General features: G+C 50.7%; 13 protein-coding genes and 1 pseudogene. 7 read left to right on the top strand and 7 right to left on the bottom strand.

Going from position 1 to position 16,686, the window contains the following annotated elements; translation table 11 throughout:
* Positions 1-37: 37 nt before the first annotated feature.
* A complete protein-coding gene (locus RHM69_RS17565) occupies positions 38-283 on the bottom strand; it encodes a hypothetical protein (RefSeq protein ID WP_200600482.1) in 246 nt (81 codons plus the stop codon).
* Between the two features lie 119 nt (positions 284-402).
* Here RHM69_RS17565 and RHM69_RS17560 point away from each other — a divergent pair, with 119 nt between their 5' ends.
* Positions 403-1,278, top strand: coding sequence for a helix-turn-helix transcriptional regulator (locus RHM69_RS17560; protein WP_200600480.1), 876 nt, complete (start codon positions 403-405; stop codon positions 1,276-1,278).
* Positions 1,279-2,162: 884 nt separating this feature from the next.
* Positions 2,163-3,584, top strand: a complete 1,422-nt coding sequence (gene ltrA / locus RHM69_RS17555) for a group II intron reverse transcriptase/maturase (RefSeq protein WP_011805433.1) — start codon at positions 2,163-2,165, stop codon at positions 3,582-3,584.
* 188 nt (positions 3,585-3,772) lie between these two features.
* On the opposite strand, the gene RHM69_RS17550 is transcribed toward ltrA, so the two are convergent.
* Positions 3,773-4,081, bottom strand: coding sequence for a YetF domain-containing protein (locus tag RHM69_RS17550; RefSeq protein WP_318533491.1), 309 nt, complete (start codon positions 4,079-4,081; stop codon positions 3,773-3,775).
* Between the two features lie 404 nt (positions 4,082-4,485).
* Here RHM69_RS17550 and RHM69_RS17545 point away from each other — a divergent pair, with 404 nt between their 5' ends.
* Together RHM69_RS17545 and RHM69_RS17540 are read left to right on the top strand one after the other, a co-directional pair.
* Positions 4,486-4,731, top strand: a complete 246-nt coding sequence (locus RHM69_RS17545) for a hypothetical protein (RefSeq protein WP_200600478.1) — start codon at positions 4,486-4,488, stop codon at positions 4,729-4,731.
* 264 nt (positions 4,732-4,995) lie between these two features.
* Positions 4,996-5,559 (top strand): annotated as a pseudogene (locus RHM69_RS17540) (IS5/IS1182 family transposase); the annotation flags it as partial.
* A gap of 854 nt (positions 5,560-6,413) precedes the next feature.
* Here the strand turns inward: RHM69_RS17540 and RHM69_RS17535 are convergent.
* Positions 6,414-6,611, bottom strand: coding sequence for a PIN domain-containing protein (locus tag RHM69_RS17535; protein ID WP_234452058.1), 198 nt, complete (start codon positions 6,609-6,611; stop codon positions 6,414-6,416).
* On the opposite strand from RHM69_RS17535, the gene RHM69_RS17530 reads away from it, so the two are divergent.
* Positions 6,610-6,873: a hypothetical protein gene (locus RHM69_RS17530; RefSeq protein WP_200600550.1), complete on the top strand. Its 264-nt coding sequence runs from the start codon at positions 6,610-6,612 to the stop codon at positions 6,871-6,873. The two genes, RHM69_RS17535 and RHM69_RS17530, sit on opposite strands and share 2 nt — an antisense overlap.
* Before the next feature lie 443 nt (positions 6,874-7,316).
* On the opposite strand, the gene RHM69_RS17525 is transcribed toward RHM69_RS17530, so the two are convergent.
* From RHM69_RS17525 to RHM69_RS17510, 4 genes are all read right to left on the bottom strand, one after another.
* Positions 7,317-9,224 carry a nuclease-related domain-containing DEAD/DEAH box helicase gene (locus RHM69_RS17525; protein WP_200600474.1) on the bottom strand — a complete coding sequence of 636 codons (1,908 nt, stop codon included), beginning with the start codon at positions 9,222-9,224 and terminating at the stop codon, positions 7,317-7,319.
* Between the two features lie 429 nt (positions 9,225-9,653).
* Positions 9,654-9,899, bottom strand: coding sequence for a hypothetical protein (locus tag RHM69_RS17520; RefSeq protein ID WP_234452057.1), 246 nt, complete (start codon positions 9,897-9,899; stop codon positions 9,654-9,656).
* Positions 9,900-10,281: 382 nt separating this feature from the next.
* Positions 10,282-11,259 (bottom strand): IS5 family transposase, encoded by a 978-nt coding sequence (locus tag RHM69_RS17515; RefSeq protein WP_033902000.1) that lies wholly within the window; start codon positions 11,257-11,259, stop codon positions 10,282-10,284.
* Between the two features lie 289 nt (positions 11,260-11,548).
* The gene (locus tag RHM69_RS17510) at positions 11,549-11,779 is read right to left on the bottom strand and encodes a TIR domain-containing protein (RefSeq protein WP_200600472.1); all 231 of its coding nucleotides are present in this window, start codon (positions 11,777-11,779) and stop codon (positions 11,549-11,551) included.
* 82 nt (positions 11,780-11,861) lie between these two features.
* Between RHM69_RS17510 and RHM69_RS17505 the strand changes: the two genes are divergently transcribed.
* Together RHM69_RS17505 and RHM69_RS17500 are read left to right on the top strand one after the other, a co-directional pair.
* The gene (locus RHM69_RS17505) at positions 11,862-14,594 is read left to right on the top strand and encodes a DNA methyltransferase (RefSeq protein WP_200600470.1); all 2,733 of its coding nucleotides are present in this window, start codon (positions 11,862-11,864) and stop codon (positions 14,592-14,594) included.
* Positions 14,595-14,596: 2 nt separating this feature from the next.
* Complete coding sequence (locus RHM69_RS17500) at positions 14,597-16,681, top strand: DEAD/DEAH box helicase (RefSeq protein WP_200600468.1); 2,085 nt, start codon at positions 14,597-14,599, stop codon at positions 16,679-16,681.
* Positions 16,682-16,686: the final 5 nt, after the last annotated feature.

The following is a 16,686-nucleotide window of genomic DNA, read 5'->3' as shown; positions in this document are numbered from 1 at the left end:
TTGCAATTCTCCAGAAACATCAAGGTGGACTTAGTTTTCATGCTGTTGGCTCCGATGCTTTCTGGGCCCCCTGGAGTTGTTCGCTCCGGGCTTTCTCCGCACGCAACTCTAAACGCAGCTGCCGATTTTCCAACTCCTGAATACGCGCCCACCGCATCGTGGCCCGGCAATTGATCATCAGCTCCCAAACATCACGCAACTTTAAAAACTGAAGCGACAACAACATCAATATCAACACTAGGAGCACCATCGCACCTGTCGTAACCATGTCCAATCCAGTCATATCCTGTTCCCTCACGAGTTCGAGCAATCCTCAAAGACAGCAACACGATATGTAGTTATTTACGACAGATCTATAATGTAGACTCATACAGGTAAACAAAACGAACACATGGAGGAGACATGAAACGTAAGCAATCCATCGAGCAGGTGCGCTGGGACCTGGCACTTCGCTATCGTTTGATCGAGACTGTGACCTGGTGGGAAGGCCGGCTGACCACGGGACACCTGGTCCAGAGCTTCGGCATCAGTCGTCAGCAGGCATCGAAAGACATCAATACCTACATCACCGAACATGCGCCTAAAAACCTTACATATGACAGACATCTGAAAGGCTATGTGCCGAGCAAGGCGTTCAAACCGCTGTTCATCGACGACAGCGCCAGTGCCTATTTACACCTTCTTTATCAAAACAATGCGCGTGCGCCGCACGTTGAAGGCCTAGCTCTGGCCTATGCCCATACCAAGGTGCTCGAAGTACCGGATCGCTCGATCAAAGCTGAGGTTTTGCGTCCGTTGCTCAAGGCTTGCCGCGACCATCTCCGGCTGGACATTGATTATGTCTCGCTAAACAGCCCGGAGCCAGAAGGACGCACCATCGCGCCGCATACATTGGTCTATACCGGCATGCGCTGGCATGTTCGCGCCTACTGCGAGAAAAACCGAGAGTACCGCGACTTCGTTTTGAGCAGGCTGCGAGGTGTGCCCGATTTATGGGGTGACGTAACCGAGAACGATATTGCCGCAGATGATGCTTGGAACACCGAAGTTGCGGTAGTCATCAGACCCGATGAGCGCCTGGATAAAGCGCAGCGGGAGGTCATTGAGGTCGACTTCGGCATGACCGAGGGTCATTTGGTGGTCCCGAGCCGCAGAGCGTTGGTGAAGTACGTGTTACAGCGCTTTCAGATTGATCCGAAAAATCTGAACCCTAATCCTGAGGCGCAGCAGATTGTGGTCGCTAATCTAAAAGAGCTGAAGCCATGGCTGTACGATTGACGCTACGGAAAACCACGGTTGTATAGAAATCAAAGTCTGATTTGCCATTCACAACAAGCCCGATGTGAAGCATTAGAGAGGTGGAGAGCTCGGCGAGTGTTGGGCGACACTCGCTGCAGTGACAAAATCAGTTCCAGAGCGGGCGCGGTTCCCACCTAGAGAAAAAACCCATGATCTCAGGCGTCATGCCGGCGTTGGCAATCCAACAGATCACCTCATCAGTCTCAGGATGCTTTTTTCGAGGAAAACAAAACCGTACTGTATGCGCAGATGGGGGTTTCGGAATTTAATCTTCACGATGACCTTTCACATGGGGAAACCCCACACTATCACCGGCGATGCATCGTTTCACTGCTGAGTTCTGGATGGGTCAGAGGTCCGCCATTAGTGCAGCGAAGATTTCCGAAGTGATTCTTTTTCGACTACAAAAGGCCCATTTAGGGCCTTTTTATTTTTGGTGCGCCAGGCATGGCGCGTTGCGCGCAAGCGCAACCAGCTTGGCTGTGGTGGCCACGCTGGTGACTGGGAGGTGAAAGTCCTCTACACACCCGGCAAGGGGAAGTGTTAGCCAGAGGCAAGGGTGTCGCGGGTGACTGCGAATCTGAAGGAAGCCCGAGGCAAAATGCTGGCCTGACGAACAGGAAGCGGATAGAGGCGGCGCAGCGGGGTAAGAAGGCCAAAATCTTCAAAGCCCAATACTTGCACGGAACGCTGTGACGTAGATCCGACAGGCATAAGCAGGAAGGTCGCGCGAATTACCCTGGGAGATCTGCACGTTTGCCAGTGTGCTACCGAGCGTCGAGAGGCGATGGGATGAGCGTGCAGAAGTCAGCCGAAGCCGTAGTAAGTGGCGAATAACCGCGCCACCAAGGGCCGAACAGGTTATGCCGCCAGTAGGCGTCAGAGTCTCGTTGAATACCGAAATGCAGAAATTTCTCCAAGAGAAGACTGTGACTCCGAGTCCCGGACAGAATCCGAGGATGACGGCTGACAGCGCAAAGGTATCGACGGCATCTGTGACGTGGACGAACGCGGAGCCGGACACGCTGATGGCGCGGGTGCTTGCACCGGCCAACCTCAGACGTGCGTATCAGCGCGTGGTCAGCAACAAGGGCGCGCCGGGTGCCGATGGCATGACGGTCGACGACTTGGCGGACTACGTGAATCAGTATTGGCCGATCCTCCAGAGGAGGTTGCTGGCCGGCGAATACCACCCGCAAGGTGTACGCGCCGTCGACATCCCCAAACCCAAAGGCGGCACCCGACAACTGGGCATTCCCTGCGTCGTGGATCGCCTGATCCAACAGGCACTGCTGCAACAGCTCACGCCGATCTTCGACCCGCTGTTTTCGGATTACAGCTACGGCTTCCGTCCGGGCAGAAGCGCCCACCAAGCCATCGAGACAGCCCGCGCCCATGTGGCGGCAGGGCATCGCTGGTGCGTGGAACTCGATCTTGAGAAATTCTTTGACCGGGTCAACCACGATCTCCTGATGGCGTACGTGGCGCGCCAAATCGTAGATAAACGCGTGCTCAGACTGATCCGGCGGTACCTCCAAGCCGGTGAGATGTCGGGTGGGATCGCCAGCCGACGGCAGGAAGGGACGCCGCAAGGCGGCCCGCTCTCGCCGTTGCTGTCGAACATCCTGCTCAACGAACTCGACCGCGAGCTGGAACGGCGGGGTCATCGCTTCGTGCGTTATGCCGACGATGCGAACATCTATGTGCGCAGCCCTCGTGCTGGCGAACGAGTGATGGCCAGTGTTGAGCGCTTCCTGAATCAGCGCCTGAAACTAACGCTGAATCGGGATAAGAGCCGAGTAGCCGGGTCTTGGATGTGTGATTACTTGGGTTACGGGATGAGCTGGCATCAGCAACCGAGACTGAGAGTGGCGACGATGAGCCTGGGTCGCTTGCGCGACCGGCTCAGAGAGCTGCTACGTAAAGCGCGGGGCCACAAGGTGGCGACTGTCATCGAGCGGATAAACCCCGTGCTGCGCGGATGGGCGGGCTACTTCAAGCTGAGCCAGAGCAGACGGCCACTTGAGGAATTGGACGGCTGGGTGCGTCACAAGCTTCGCTGTATCGTCTGGCGTCAATGGAAGCGGCCCTCTACGAGGGCGCGCAACTTGATACGCTTGGGACTTAATGCGGCGCGGGCGTGGAAATCGGCAGTCAATGGCCGAGGCCCATGGTGGAACTCGGGAGCGCCCCATATGAATCAGGCGTTGCCGAAGAAGCTGTGGGACCGCCTCGGGCTGGTCTCGATACTGGATACGATAAACCGACTTAACCGTATAACCTGAACCGCCGTATACGGAACCGTACGTACGGTGGTGTGAGAGGACGGCGGATGTGAATCCGCCTCCTACTCGATTCTTTTCGACCTCAGCAACCAAATATTCAACAACTGATTCTGTTATCTACTACACCTGCATCCACTCGTCATCACCGACAGCGTGGTGTTTTGAGCGCAGTTGACCAGATGTCACGATCACAACGGAAAAAATCTGCCCCTTGAGCCTCCCCTGTGCTGAGCGAAACCGCAATTCACGCAGCAATAAAGTGCCGACGCAGGCGCTGTTTCAAACTCGGCGCGATGCTCTAAAGGCAGGACGGAGAGCCCAGGGCGCAAATCTTTCTGTCCAAAAAAATAAAGGCTGAGGTCGCCGTCGGTCTCAAACAGCCCCAAGCTCACTTGGCCCAGATGCTCAACACCCTGTTGACGTAAGTCCATCAGTAATTCGTTCGATGAGATGTTCAGCTTTTTTAGAGACTTGAGCTCATAGAGACCGTCACGGATGACGGATACCCGCAGCCCGTCAATCCAGGCCTAGAATTTTTTTCTCTTTGTCATCACCAGAACGGTGAGCCGGTAAAGAACCAGGAGGTCATGAGCCTGCCTCAAGCACAAGTTGCTCAGTCATCGATCAACAATGCTAAGCGGGTACTTGATATGCCGTCTGCTGCATTGTTGAGCGTGTCTTATCTCGGCGAAATGACGGCGGAGGTGTTCACTCCGCGCCGGCGTGAGCGACCCGCCGCGTTACGAATAATGGGGCATTCGTTCAATCGCCCCCCACACCCGAAGGGAGTGCGGGGCCTTTTTTTGGGCCGGCGGCAACCAATGCCACCTGCACCGATCTACCAGCCCTCGGCTTTCTGGTTTTACGCAGAGCCGGCCATGTACTCGAAAAGTGATTGCCCATGTACTCTGGATCGGCCGACGTGGCCTTTTATCACAAGTACCTACCCTTGCCGGACGATCAGCTCGACGTGTATTTCAACGTCGGGGTGACCATCATGCTCACCGAGTTCCAGCCGTGGATTGCGCAGCTGGATTTTGCCCCGGACGTGGTCGGTGTCACCCGGGCCACCGATGTGCGGGTGCGCCTGCCAATGGCCTGGAATACGAAGGCAAGATCACCCCCAGGCCAGCGGTCCAGCGGGTGACCTCCTTGTTCTTCAGGCTGCAACGCATCGAAAACCTAAACGGCGAGATCGATCTATGAACAGCCAGGCCCCCACCGATTCGTGGGTTCCTTTGACCCTGCCCGCCGCCATCCGCGCCTAGGCCGCCCGCTTATTGACCGTCATCTGTACGGCGCGCACGTTCAGCGACCTGCTGCGTGCGGCGGATCGCGGCGAGGTTTTTGTCCTGGGTTTGGAAATCGTTCGCGCGCTGCCCCCCCTCGTCGGGGAAAACCTGTACCCGGTGGCGTCTGCCGCCAATTCGTGGTGCTGTGCCAGAAGCTGGGGCTGTTAGGAGAAAATCTGGTCGCCATCTACGGCAGTAAATTCAAGGCTGTTAACAACCGCGTCCTCATTTCACCAGCGCCAAGCTGAAGCGGCGGATGAAAGAAATTGAATCGAGTATCAATCGGTACCTGACTGCGCTCGACGAAGCTGATCGGCAAGAACCCTCGATCGCTCAGCCCAAGGCTGCTCGTTTACAAGAAAAAATCGACAAGCTCAATACTCAGATGAAAGAGTTACAGGTCATTGAAACTCAGCTCAACGAATCGACGCTGGGAACATGAAGCCATACTGGAGGAAATGCAGAACAAGCTGAGCAACGCGCCGGCCATGATGCGAGTCCGCAAGCGTAAGGTTGTGCATCCCTTCGGGACGCTCAAACAATGGATGGGTCCGACGCACTTCCTGACGCGAAAGCGGGCCGGGGTAGGTGCAGAGATGAGTTTGAACGTCCTCGCCTACCACTTGAAGCGGGTCATGAAAATTTACGGTACCAGCGGTTTAATGAAGGCGCTTTCGGCCTGAAGAGGTCTGTATTTTGGCCACTCAGCAAGGTAGAAGCGGCGCTGGGGGCTCCCACGCCCTAGTGATGATCCGCAGGACTTGTTGCGAGCAGTTCCTCAGCTAACAACCGTCGGCGCTACGCGCGAACAGTGCATCTGCGCGTTTTTACACACTCTGGGCCAAAAGGAGACGTTCAGTTGATGCCGTCGTCTTGTCCTTGAAATAGAGGAATTCTGTTTCATTTCTCAACGCCGCGATATGTTGAATGGCGCTTCAATTCCTCCTCTGATCCTATAGATGGATACAACTGCTCATGACGAGCGAAGCGGGGAGGCTCCCTTTTTTCATTCACATTATTGGATCTTCCCAAGGTGTTTCTTCGACGTCAAATTCGAGTCCTTTGTGAAGTCCCTCCCCGGTTAAGTCAAATTGAGGATTTTAAATTCACCTTCATCTGACTCGAAAGCTACATCCAATTCCACAGAGAAGTCGTGTTCCTGCTCCTCTTGATGCTCGACGTTATCGAACGTATACAAAACTCCGTCTTCCTTATCATAATGTCCTTTCACTGTGTCAGGGCCGTTGACATCAGCTAACAGTTTGACCATAACATCGAAATTTACCCCACTGCTTTCATTGTCAATCTGGGTGATTTCAGGCTCGACTCTCCAATCTCTGTGACACTGAATTCTTCAAGCTCAGCATCTTCCCACGTAGAAACGTTATAACCGTCAGAACTCTATAGTTGGGACTTAAGCTCTTGGATGATAACCTCTTTATTATCCTCGAGAAATTTCTCAATGAAAGCGGCCCTTCTCGCTTCGATATACTTGTAAAAATTATCCAAAAGCGAATTGAGATCTACACTGATAAATTTAACGTTTGATACGCAAAAATGCTTTGTGGTCTGGATCATTCGAAACCACATAGATACTTTCCCCTTCCTTCAATTCTTGACGTAGCGAAATCAGGGAAAAGGCGTCACGGAACTCGTTTTGTTTTTTGGCTGCACCAAATGGCCGCTTTTGTTTAAAAAACATATCCAAGATTTCATCAGGATCTATTTTCTTCATGTCCAAGATCCTGGCACGAGTGGCTTTAAGAAAAGCTTCTAAATCCGCCTCACCTTTTTCGTTCGGCTTTTCTTCCAAAAGAATAGGGAATACTTGGATAATTCCTTATCAGAGCGTAGAAAACCAGCTCGCTTTTGAAAATTCTCAATCCCTTTCAGCCCCTCTTTTATGGATTCGAGAATTTCTTTTTTATCTCTTGGATAACCACTCTGTTGGTAATGTGAACAAGCTCGCCTGTCTGACAAAGCTAGTCAAAAGATGAGATACTACCTGACGAAAAATCTACTCAGAAGCCATAAATAACTGTGTGCCTATAAAAACATTTTTGGTTAGCAACGTCATTTATTCCCCCAAACATCACAAATTAATGCCGAACATTCCCTCTATTAATAAGTTTTCCGTAACGAACTGATAAACCTTGTGCGTAATAGATTCATGGTATTCAATTCGAAAACCCGTAATCGCTATTCCTTCATTCGACCAATCGGCCATCCGACGAATCAGAGTATCCACCAGATTGACTTACCCAGATCACGGCAAACCAGCTTGAGTAACCGGCGGTGCGGTTTTCAGACGGCAAGAGTATAGTTTGATTCTCTCCGATCTGTGAACAAGTTCGCCATCGCTCGACTTTCATACCTTCTTGACGTATCAGCGCCTGATTACTTTAGCTTTATCACACCGCAATTATAACTCTCAAATCAATTAAATAATACTGTTCAAATGGTCAAAATTTTTTTCAAAAAAATCTTTATAAACACTTTTGCTAGGTATAAAAGCAACAATGCTTTCCTTTGCACGAGTAAGCCCTGTATAAATTATCTCAGCAGAATCTTTGTCACAGACAAGAAGAACTACAAGCGGGGACTCATATCCTTTGAAGCTATGAATAGTGGATAGCTTGGTAACCCCACTATTGAGGTTGAATCCAACTTTTTTTGAATTACCAAGAGCCTTAGCAGATTTGCTAAATTTCGGATGCTGCATCACTTCTAGAGTGGCGAACGTCGTGAGCGTACGCTGCTTATGCCCTTCACCATTGCGGAGATGATAATCCAAATTTTGAAGCACACTTTCCCTTGAACATACTATTGTCAGGTCGTTTGGATGTAAGCCTTCTTTTTTTGTTAGATCTACAATCAATTTCGCACATTTATCCAGCTCGTCCTCATGATAAGAGGAATAGGCATTAACTCCTAGCATCGACAGAGACGGCTGGTAAGACTCATCCACATCCAAGTCATAGTTTTCCAAGAGGTGGGTCGCCTGAAAAAGAGCGGCAATTTTCATGACATGGCTATCTTGTTTGAATCGGAAACTTTTGGTTAGTTTTTCCCACCGTCCAAAGCCATCGATCAGCTTAGATCGTCTTTCGGAGTCAATAGCCCGTGAGTAAATGTTTTGCTTTTCATCACCGAACAACACCATTTCGCCAGCCGGGTTTAAAAAATTATCCCTTATTAATTTTAGCCATTCTGCCTTATAATCTTGAACTTCATCTATCAGAATCGTCTCGTATCGTCGAATATTTTCGACACTTTGAAAAATATCTTCATTTGAAAAGTAGCGCTTTTCTAGCTCATCCCACGACAAATCTTTAAAATCAACCTGAACACCATAATTGTTAAACGCAGAACTCATAAAACCATGATAGTGCGCAATTTCAAAATTGGCCCATGAAAAATCGTCACGAACCTCGCTGATTTTTCCCTTAATATACAATTGCAAAGTGATATTGAAGGTCAAAATCAAAACAGCACCTTCATGGCGTTTGTGCGCGTTCACCGCACGTTTTGCTAATACAGTAGTTTTTCCTGAGCCAGCCACGCCGCAAATTTTAGCTCTGGCTCCCTCTGAACTTTCACATAGCCGTGATTGTAACCTGGTGTATTGTAGCTCTTTACCCTCATTCGCATAGTGATAAGGGGGAAACAGTAAACGATAAAATTCTTTATACACAGTTTCGTAAAAATTTATGCCTCTTAAATTTTTGCTAAACGAAATTTTATACAGGTTATCCCTAGTTACTGACAATAGCGTCAAATCTCGCATGAGTTTTTTCTTCTTGTTCTCCAGATACTCTCGTTCCTTATCATAGCTTTTGTGTAATATTTTTTCCGACTTGAAATTACTCTCGTTTTCTCTAAGCTGTTGCTTTAGATTTTCGATAGCTGGCCTATAAAAACCCTCAAGCCCTTTTTTATCAACACAGTGAAAATAAACACTCACCTTAACAACGTTGAAAAATCTTTCGTCCCTTATGTTCTTTTCTAAAAGCCCATTAATGTGAACATCAAAAAATGTTTTCTTGTATGCAAAGGCCTGTGCGAAAGGGGACTTAATTATTTGTCCGTTACTCTTCAAACTCCAAACGTTGTCCGAAGACACCCTATACTGTTGAAGATCCCAATCTTTAACCTCGAGAATCACAACCCCCAACTCCTTATTGAGCAATACAATGTCTGGCCTGTCGCCATTGAAGCAAGGTTGAAAAAAAACATTTGTATTTTCGTCGAACATTAGGCTGAGAGCTTCGAGCAAATGTAACTCTCCAGGCGTAGGTGCTTGCCTAGATTTTTTAATTTGATCAATATTAGGGATTACATTTGCCACAGTCTGTATTCCTTTGAACATGCTCAATACGCACGTTAGCACAAAGCCATATCCCGCACATGAAATGCGCCATCTGTTTAGTTGATGATACAGGAAGCCTCAATTTTTATTAAAGCAAAAATCGCCCCTCGAAAACGGCCTCCGTTGTCAACTTTTTTACTAATCTGCTTTTTCTATCACTGAAGGGAATCGAGCAAGCGGCAGGTTTCTGCTTAATGCTGCCTCCAGGAAGGGTAGCAATGGGTCGCTATCTGCCGGTCATGGATGCGCAGCGTGATGAGCAAATCCGATGCAAATGATTGGTCAGGTCGAATGCGAATCGGTGGGCAAGTCTGTGCAATTACCATTTGCCGCGTCCCCACCGTTGGTGAAACTCGAATCATCTGCAGCACACCGTGCAAACTAACCGACCTACGACCTGATACGCCTCTATGGTGACAAAACAAGCCGGGTGGCCAAGACCTTGAAAAGCTCTGCAAGCATTTGCGCATCTAGCAACGCGTGGCGTGGCAGATCAGATAGCTCTACTTGTTCAAGAGCTTCCGCATCGATTTTATTTAAACGGATAGTGAGGTCGGTCGGTTGATTCATAACCTGGGCTGGCCAAAGGTGATGATCTGAACAGACGAGATCACAGAAAAACTTCCAATCCCGATTGGGCGCATCTGAACGCACCTCAAGCTTCTCTTCGAAGCAGCCTAGAACCCTTCGGAGTGAGGCCTGCCTTCGATAAGCGACTGACCATGCTGCAGAAGATCGAGCTGCGGTAAACGTTCTGGATGTTAAAGTCACTGCAATCGTGGACCGAATAGGTATCCGTCAACTCAACGTAAAACTCTTCGGCTGACTCTGATACCAGCGCTAGAGATATCAGCTTCGAGTACTGATTGAGCTGAGTGAATTCGCCATCTAGGGAAGGTCTGAAGTAAGCAGCCGTTTTTAACGGCCTCGCTGTCTGAGGTTCAAAAAACACCGACTTAATCGAAAATCAGACCTTTCCTCCTGTCAGTTCACTGTTTTTTGCGGAATAGCACCTTTTCAGGGCTCATTGTCCACATCACAGGCGCACCTCGCCTGCATTCAACAGTCGTTTTCGCATCATCCACAGGTTCGATAAGGCAAACAGTGTGGTCTGCTGCGCGGTGTTTTTCACCAAGCCTCGGAAGCGGACTTTCGTATAACCAAACTGGCGCTTGATCACCCTGAATGGATGCTCAACCTTGGCCCGGACTTGAGCTTTCGCGTATTCGATTTTGCGGCGCATGCGACCGATCAGGCTCTTTTTTGCATGCTTCTTATAGCTGCTGGGGCGCGCTGCGATCGACCAGATCATCTGGCGATGTTGATGCTCCGCACGCTTCTCCACGCCGGTGTAACCGGCATCGCCAGAGACGTAAGTTTCCTCGCCATGCAGCAACTGATCGACCTGAGTCACGTCCGCCACATTCGCCGCCGTGCCCACCACGCTATGTACCAGACCGGATTCAACATCGACACCGATGTGCGATTTCATCCCGAAATAGTACTGATTTCCTTTCTTTGTCTGGTGCATTTCGGGGTCGCGTTTACCGTCCTTGTTCTTGGTCGAACTGGGCGCATGAATGATCGTCGCATCGACCACAGTTCCCTGACGCAGCAGCAAACCTCGGTCGCCCAAATAGCCGTTGATGACCTGCAAAATCCCACCGGCCAGCTCATGTTTTTCCAACAGCCGGCGGAAGTTGAGGATCGTGGTTTCATCCGGAATCCGATCCAAATGCAGCCCGGCAAACTGGCGCAGAATCGTGGTTTCGTAGAGGGACTCTTCCATCGCCGGATCGCTGTAGCCGAACCAGTTTTGCATCAGATGAACCCGCAGCATGGCCATCAACGGATACGCCGGACGACCGCCTTCACCCTTCGGATAATGCGGCTCGATCAACGCAATCAGGCCTTTCCAGGGCACGACCTGATCCATCTCAATCAGGAAACGCTCACGGCGGGTCTGCTTACGTTTGCCTGCGTACTCGGCATCAGCGAAAGACATTTGCTTCATCGGGGCTCAACCGTTCAGTTCGTGGGACAGCCGTATCTCACCAGATTTGGAAGTCTTTTTCAGAGTTTCCCTAGGAATACCTTCAACGCCCGCTCCTATTCAACGATCTTGGTGTGCTGGACCGGCACGCTTGCCAAGCGCAGCGTTTCACTACACGGTAGAAGCAATCGGCTAAAAACGGACTCTCTTATCATTGCGGGCAGGCTGATGACTGACAAGAAAGAAACCAATAGCTGACTTAAGCCCGCATGACCATATTCCAGTCAGTCTCATGCCCGCAGCTTCTAATTCACGCCCCTGGGCCTGTTTTCAGACCTTCCATGGACTTCCATACGACACCGGCAAAATCACTGGGAATCTCCACGGTGCCAAGCTTCAGCGTACACACCTTCTCGCGCCCCAGGCGTCCCAAGAAATAGTCGGGTAGCCCGAACTTAGTATGTAAATCCACTTTCAACCTAGCGTGACATAAAGCCTGTAAACCGGAATTGCGCGTGTAATCACAGCATCGTACAATCATTCCTGTAAACCGGAACTGAGTGTGTATCCTTCGGCTCCGCTTAAATGAAACGCCGCCAGTTATGAACGCAAGGAGAAGTTGGATGGCCGTCAGTCAGGGCAGCATCATCGAGTCAATGGAGCGCATTTGCTCTGACCTCAATCGGGACGAGTTTGTCTTTTCCTTCCTGGATGCCTACGGCTTTCCCAAAAGCACCATCACGCGCCTGCGCAAAGGCGGTGATAGCCGCAACGTGGCAACCGGTGACGACATAGGGCTACGCAAACAGCTCCATTTCCGTGTGGTGGAGCCTGGCGTTGATGTTGGCACTGAGGCTGAATCGCTCAAGGCAGGCGACGTGGTAGCCCGCAACGACATCCGTTTTGTGATCGTCACCGACTTTGAAAGCATGGTGGCTTTTGACCTCAAGGCTGATGAGCGTCTGGACGTAGCATTTAACGAACTGGACAAGAACTACGCATTCTTTCTGCCGCTGGCTGGTTACGAGAAGGCGGTGATGCATTCAGAGCACCCTGCTGACCTGAACGCATCCGAGAAGATGGGCCAGTTGTTCGATCTCATCCGTGAGCGCAACGACCTGACCAAGCCGGAGGATATTCACGCGCTTAACGTATTCCTGACGCGCCTGTTGTTCTGCTTCTACGCTCAAGACACTGGGATCTTCGACAAGGGCCAGATGAGCTACGCCCTCCAGTCCTATACCAAAGATGACGGCTCTGACGTTGACCAGTTCTTCACCGACCTATTTGCTGTGCTCAACCTGGATAACGGCGCGCCTGAGCGGCAATACATGCCTGCGCACTTTCAGGCCTTCAAATATGTCAACGGCGGTTTGTTCCGTGACGACGAACCAGTGCCGGAGTTTGGGCGCAAGTCCCGGCGCATTCTGCTGGATTGTGCTCGCCTTGACTGGTCAAAAATCAATCCTGATATTTTCGGCTCGATGTTCCAAGCGGTCATTGATGAAGATCAGCGTGGCAACCTGGGCCAGCATTATACGTCCGTATCGAACATCATGAGGGTGATCCAGCCGCTGTTTCTCGACCCGCTGAATGCCGAGCTTGAGAAAGTCCGTTGCAACGAAAAGAGACTCAAGGCGCTGCTGGTACGTATCGGGGACCTGAGAGTCTTTGACCCAGCTTGTGGCTCCGGCAACTTCCTCATCATTGCCTACAAAGAACTGCGCCGCGTAGAAATGCACGTCATTGATGCGCTCAATGCGACCGGCCAACAATCTGAGATCTACTATTCTTGCATCCGCTTGAACCAATTTTACGGCATCGAGGTTGACGACTTCGCTTGTGAGATTGCAACGCTGTCCCTGTGGCTGGCCGAGCACCAGATGAACACGGAATTTAAGGCTAAGTTCGGTTATGCCGAAGCTGCACTGCCGTTGAAGGATGGCGGTAACCTGGTGTGTGGCAACAGTCTGCGCTTGGATTGGGAAAAGGTGTGTCCGTCTGCTGATAAGCATGGCAATCAGCACGAGGTGTATATCTGTGGCAACCCTCCGTTTCTGGGATTTAAGTTTCGCTCTTCTTCACAGAATGAAGATATGGATATCGTATTTAAGAGTTTTGCAAAGCACCGTCTTCTTGATTATGTGTCCTGCTGGTTTTGGAAGGCAGCATGTTATATGCAAGGCGACTACATTGAAGCAGCGTTTGTGGCAACAAATTCATTAAGCCAAGGCGAGCAAGTAGGTATTCTCTGGCCTGAAATCCTGGATAAAGGCATTAGGATTAAATTTGCATACAGAACTTTTAAATGGACGAATTCAGCTAAGAGCGCTGCTGCTGTGCATGTAACAGTCGTTGGTCTTACTAGGTCGAACAATCCTGCGAAGCTTTTCAGTTTTGATGATAAAGCTTTGAGGGTTTCAATGCATGACAATATAAATCCTTATCTGGTTGGCGCTAAAAATATCATTGTCAAGGGCTCTAGCACCCAAACATCTGGTCAGAACTCAATTAGGCTCGGGGCTTACTTAAGGGATGGCGGGGCTCTTGTGTTAGATGAAAATGAAAAAGACCGTTTACTTAAAGAGTGCCCAGATGCAAAAAAATGGATTAGGTTACTAATTGGGGCTGACGAAATGCTAAATGGAAAGCAGCGTTGGTGCTTATGGTTAGAAAATGAAAATTTAGAAGATCTTTATAAAACTCGTTTAATTTCTGAAAGACTCGAAAGTGTGGTTAATTCCCGAACTTCAAGCACAAAAATAGAAACCCAGCTTCAAGCAGAGACCCCCCATCTGTTTTCTTATGTAAATCAACCTAAAGATGGTTCCTATCTTCTTATTCCAACAGTAAGCTCTGAACGAAGAAGATATATTCCCTTGGGTTTTTTTGACGCTAAAGATATTGCAGTGGCGCCAAACTACATAGTTCCAGAAGCCACCCTCTACGAGTTCGGCATCCTGACCTCAGAAATGCACAACGACTGGATGCGGACGGTGGCAGGTCGCTTGAAAAGCGATTATCGGTATTCAGCCACCTTGGTCTACAACACCTTCCCGTGGCCAGAAGCCTCCGAATCCAAGCGCAAACACATCGAGGGGCTGGCCGAGGAAATTATACTGATCCGTGAGGACTATCCAGACAAGACGCTAGCTGATCTTTACGACCCCGACAAAATGCCTGTACCGCTGCTGGAGGTACACAAGACATTGGATTGTGCTGTTGAGGCGCTTTACCGCGACCGGCCTTTCCGCGATGCCTCAGAGCGCCTGGAACACCTGTTTGGTCGCTACGAAAAGCTGACTGCCGCAGAAAAAGCAAAGGCACCGGTGAAAAAGACCAAAGGGAGTAACTGAGCATGGCCAACCTGCTAACTGTCAGCTACAAACAAACTGGCAAAAGCTCCAATCTGAACAGCATGGGTATGCGTGAAATGCAGGCCCGCGCCTTTGAATCGCGTGATGCCCAGTACCTGCTGCTCAAAGCACCGCCTGCGTCGGGTAAATCTCGCGCCCTGATGTTCCTGGGGCTGGACAAGCTGCACAATCAAGGCTTGAAAAAGGTCATCGTGGCGGTGCCGGAAATGTCCATTGGTGGTTCGTTTAAGAACACCAAGCTCACAGAGCACGGTTTCTTTACCGACTGGACGGTGGCGTCGAGCTACAACCTATGTATCCCTGGCGGCGAACAGGGCAAGGTTAATACCTTCATCCGCTTCATGTCTGATCCAGACGCTCAAGTGCTGGTTTGTACTCATGCAACATTGCGGTTCGCCTACCAGAAGCTTACTCCCAGTGATTTTAACGACTGCCTGCTGGCTATTGATGAGTTCCACCACACCTCGGCGGATGGCGAGAACCGGCTGGGTGAGCTGATTGACGGTGTAATGAACGGCTCAAGTGCCCATATCATTGCCATGACCGGCTCGTACTTCCGGGGTGACGCAGTACCTATCCTGCTGCCGGAGGATGAGGATCAGTTCACCCAGGTCACCTACTCGTACTACGAGCAGCTGAACGGCTACCAACACCTCAAGTCCTTGGGTATCGGGTATCACTTCTACACAGGCCGCTACCTGGATGCCTTGCACGAGGTACTGGATACCTCGAAAAAAACCATCGTCCACATCCCCAACGTCAACTCGGTTGAATCGACCAAGGACAAATATTCCGAGGTGGATCACATTCTCGACGTGATTGGCGCGGTAGTTGATAAGAACATGGCAACGGGCATTATCACAGTGCGGGACAAGTCCGGGCGGCTGCTGAAAGTGGCCGACCTAGTGGATGACAACCCACAGCGCGTTGAGGTGCAAAACTACCTGCGCAATGTTTCATGCGCTGAGGACATGGACATCATCATTGCGCTTGGCATGGCCAAAGAGGGGTTTGACTGGCCTTGGTGCGAACACGTTCTGACCGTTGGCTACCGCTCCTCGCTGACAGAGATTATTCAGATCATTGGCCGGGCGACTCGTGACAGTGAGGGTAAGCCTCATGCCCAGTTCACCAACCTGATTGCCCAGCCCGATGCCGAAGATGATGACGTAAAGGTATCGGTCAACAACATGCTCAAGGCAATCACTGTATCGCTACTGATGGAGCAAGTATTGGCCCCGTCGGTCAACTTCAAGCCACGCTCCCGGATGCTGCCTGGCGAGCAGGCCAAGCCGGGAACGGTCATCATTGAAGACACGACCGCGCCGGTGTCTGACAAGGTAATTAAAGCCCTGGAGAACATGGACAACATCAAGGCGGCGATCCTGCAAAAGCCAGAGGTGGTTGCGCCCGCTGTGACAGGTGATGCCGACCCGCAAGTGTTGGAAGCGGTCGAAATACCAAAGATAGTTGAGAAGATGTATCCAGACATGGACGCCAGCGAGGTGCAGACGGTTTCTGAGGCTGTTTACATCTCTATGGGCATTCAGTCTCAGGGTGGGATGTTCGATGAGTCTGAGCTACCAGAAAGCGCTGAAGTCCACGTTCCCGAAGGCGCGGAGCAACCGGCAACGCCAGCCGGTGAACAGCCAGAGGATGTCGCAGGCAAGCCTGGCCCGCCCAGTGGTGGAGCCGCACCCCTGCAGCCCGAAGCCAACCGCAAGTTCGTTCTAATCGGCAAGAAGTTTGTCAACATAGAACATTTGAACGTGGACTTGATTCGCCAGATCAACCCATTCCAGGGCGCCTATGAAATCCTGTCCAAAGCTGTGACGCCTTCGGTTCTAAAAGCCATCCAGGATACGGTTGTCGCCATGCGCACCACCATGTCCGAGGAAGAGGCTGTTATCTTGTGGCCGCGCATCAATGCGTTCATCAAGGACAAAGGACGGGAGCCATCACCTTCCTCGGGGGATACATACGAGCGGCGACTGGCGGAGGCGCTGGCCTATATCAAGCGCAAGGCGCAGGAGCGTAAAACTCAGGCAGCCCAAGCTCAGCTATAAGGAGG

The organism is Pseudomonas sp. CCI1.1 (assembly GCF_034348165.1).
Lineage (GTDB): Bacteria > Pseudomonadota > Gammaproteobacteria > Pseudomonadales > Pseudomonadaceae > Aquipseudomonas > Aquipseudomonas paracarnis.
This window is presented reverse-complemented; position numbering and strand designations above follow the sequence as displayed.

Excerpts from the sequence above, each read along its gene's own strand:
- RHM69_RS17535 (WP_234452058.1), bottom strand. The coding sequence starts at position 6,611 with ATGAAGAAAATAGATCCTGATGAAATCTTGGATATGTTTTTTAAACAA.
- RHM69_RS17560 (WP_200600480.1), top strand. The coding sequence starts at position 403 with ATGAAACGTAAGCAATCCATCGAGCAGGTGCGCTGGGACCTGGCACTT.
- RHM69_RS17545 (WP_200600478.1), top strand. The coding sequence starts at position 4,486 with ATGTACTCTGGATCGGCCGACGTGGCCTTTTATCACAAGTACCTACCC.
- RHM69_RS17515 (WP_033902000.1), bottom strand. The coding sequence starts at position 11,259 with ATGAAGCAAATGTCTTTCGCTGATGCCGAGTACGCAGGCAAACGTAAG.
- RHM69_RS17505 (WP_200600470.1), top strand. The coding sequence starts at position 11,862 with ATGGCCGTCAGTCAGGGCAGCATCATCGAGTCAATGGAGCGCATTTGC.
- RHM69_RS17565 (WP_200600482.1), bottom strand. The coding sequence starts at position 283 with ATGACTGGATTGGACATGGTTACGACAGGTGCGATGGTGCTCCTAGTG.
- RHM69_RS17500 (WP_200600468.1), top strand. The coding sequence starts at position 14,597 with ATGGCCAACCTGCTAACTGTCAGCTACAAACAAACTGGCAAAAGCTCC.
- RHM69_RS17510 (WP_200600472.1), bottom strand. The coding sequence starts at position 11,779 with ATGATTGTACGATGCTGTGATTACACGCGCAATTCCGGTTTACAGGCT.
- RHM69_RS17530 (WP_200600550.1), top strand. The coding sequence starts at position 6,610 with ATGTCCAAGATCCTGGCACGAGTGGCTTTAAGAAAAGCTTCTAAATCC.
- ltrA (WP_011805433.1), top strand. The coding sequence starts at position 2,163 with ATGCCGCCAGTAGGCGTCAGAGTCTCGTTGAATACCGAAATGCAGAAA.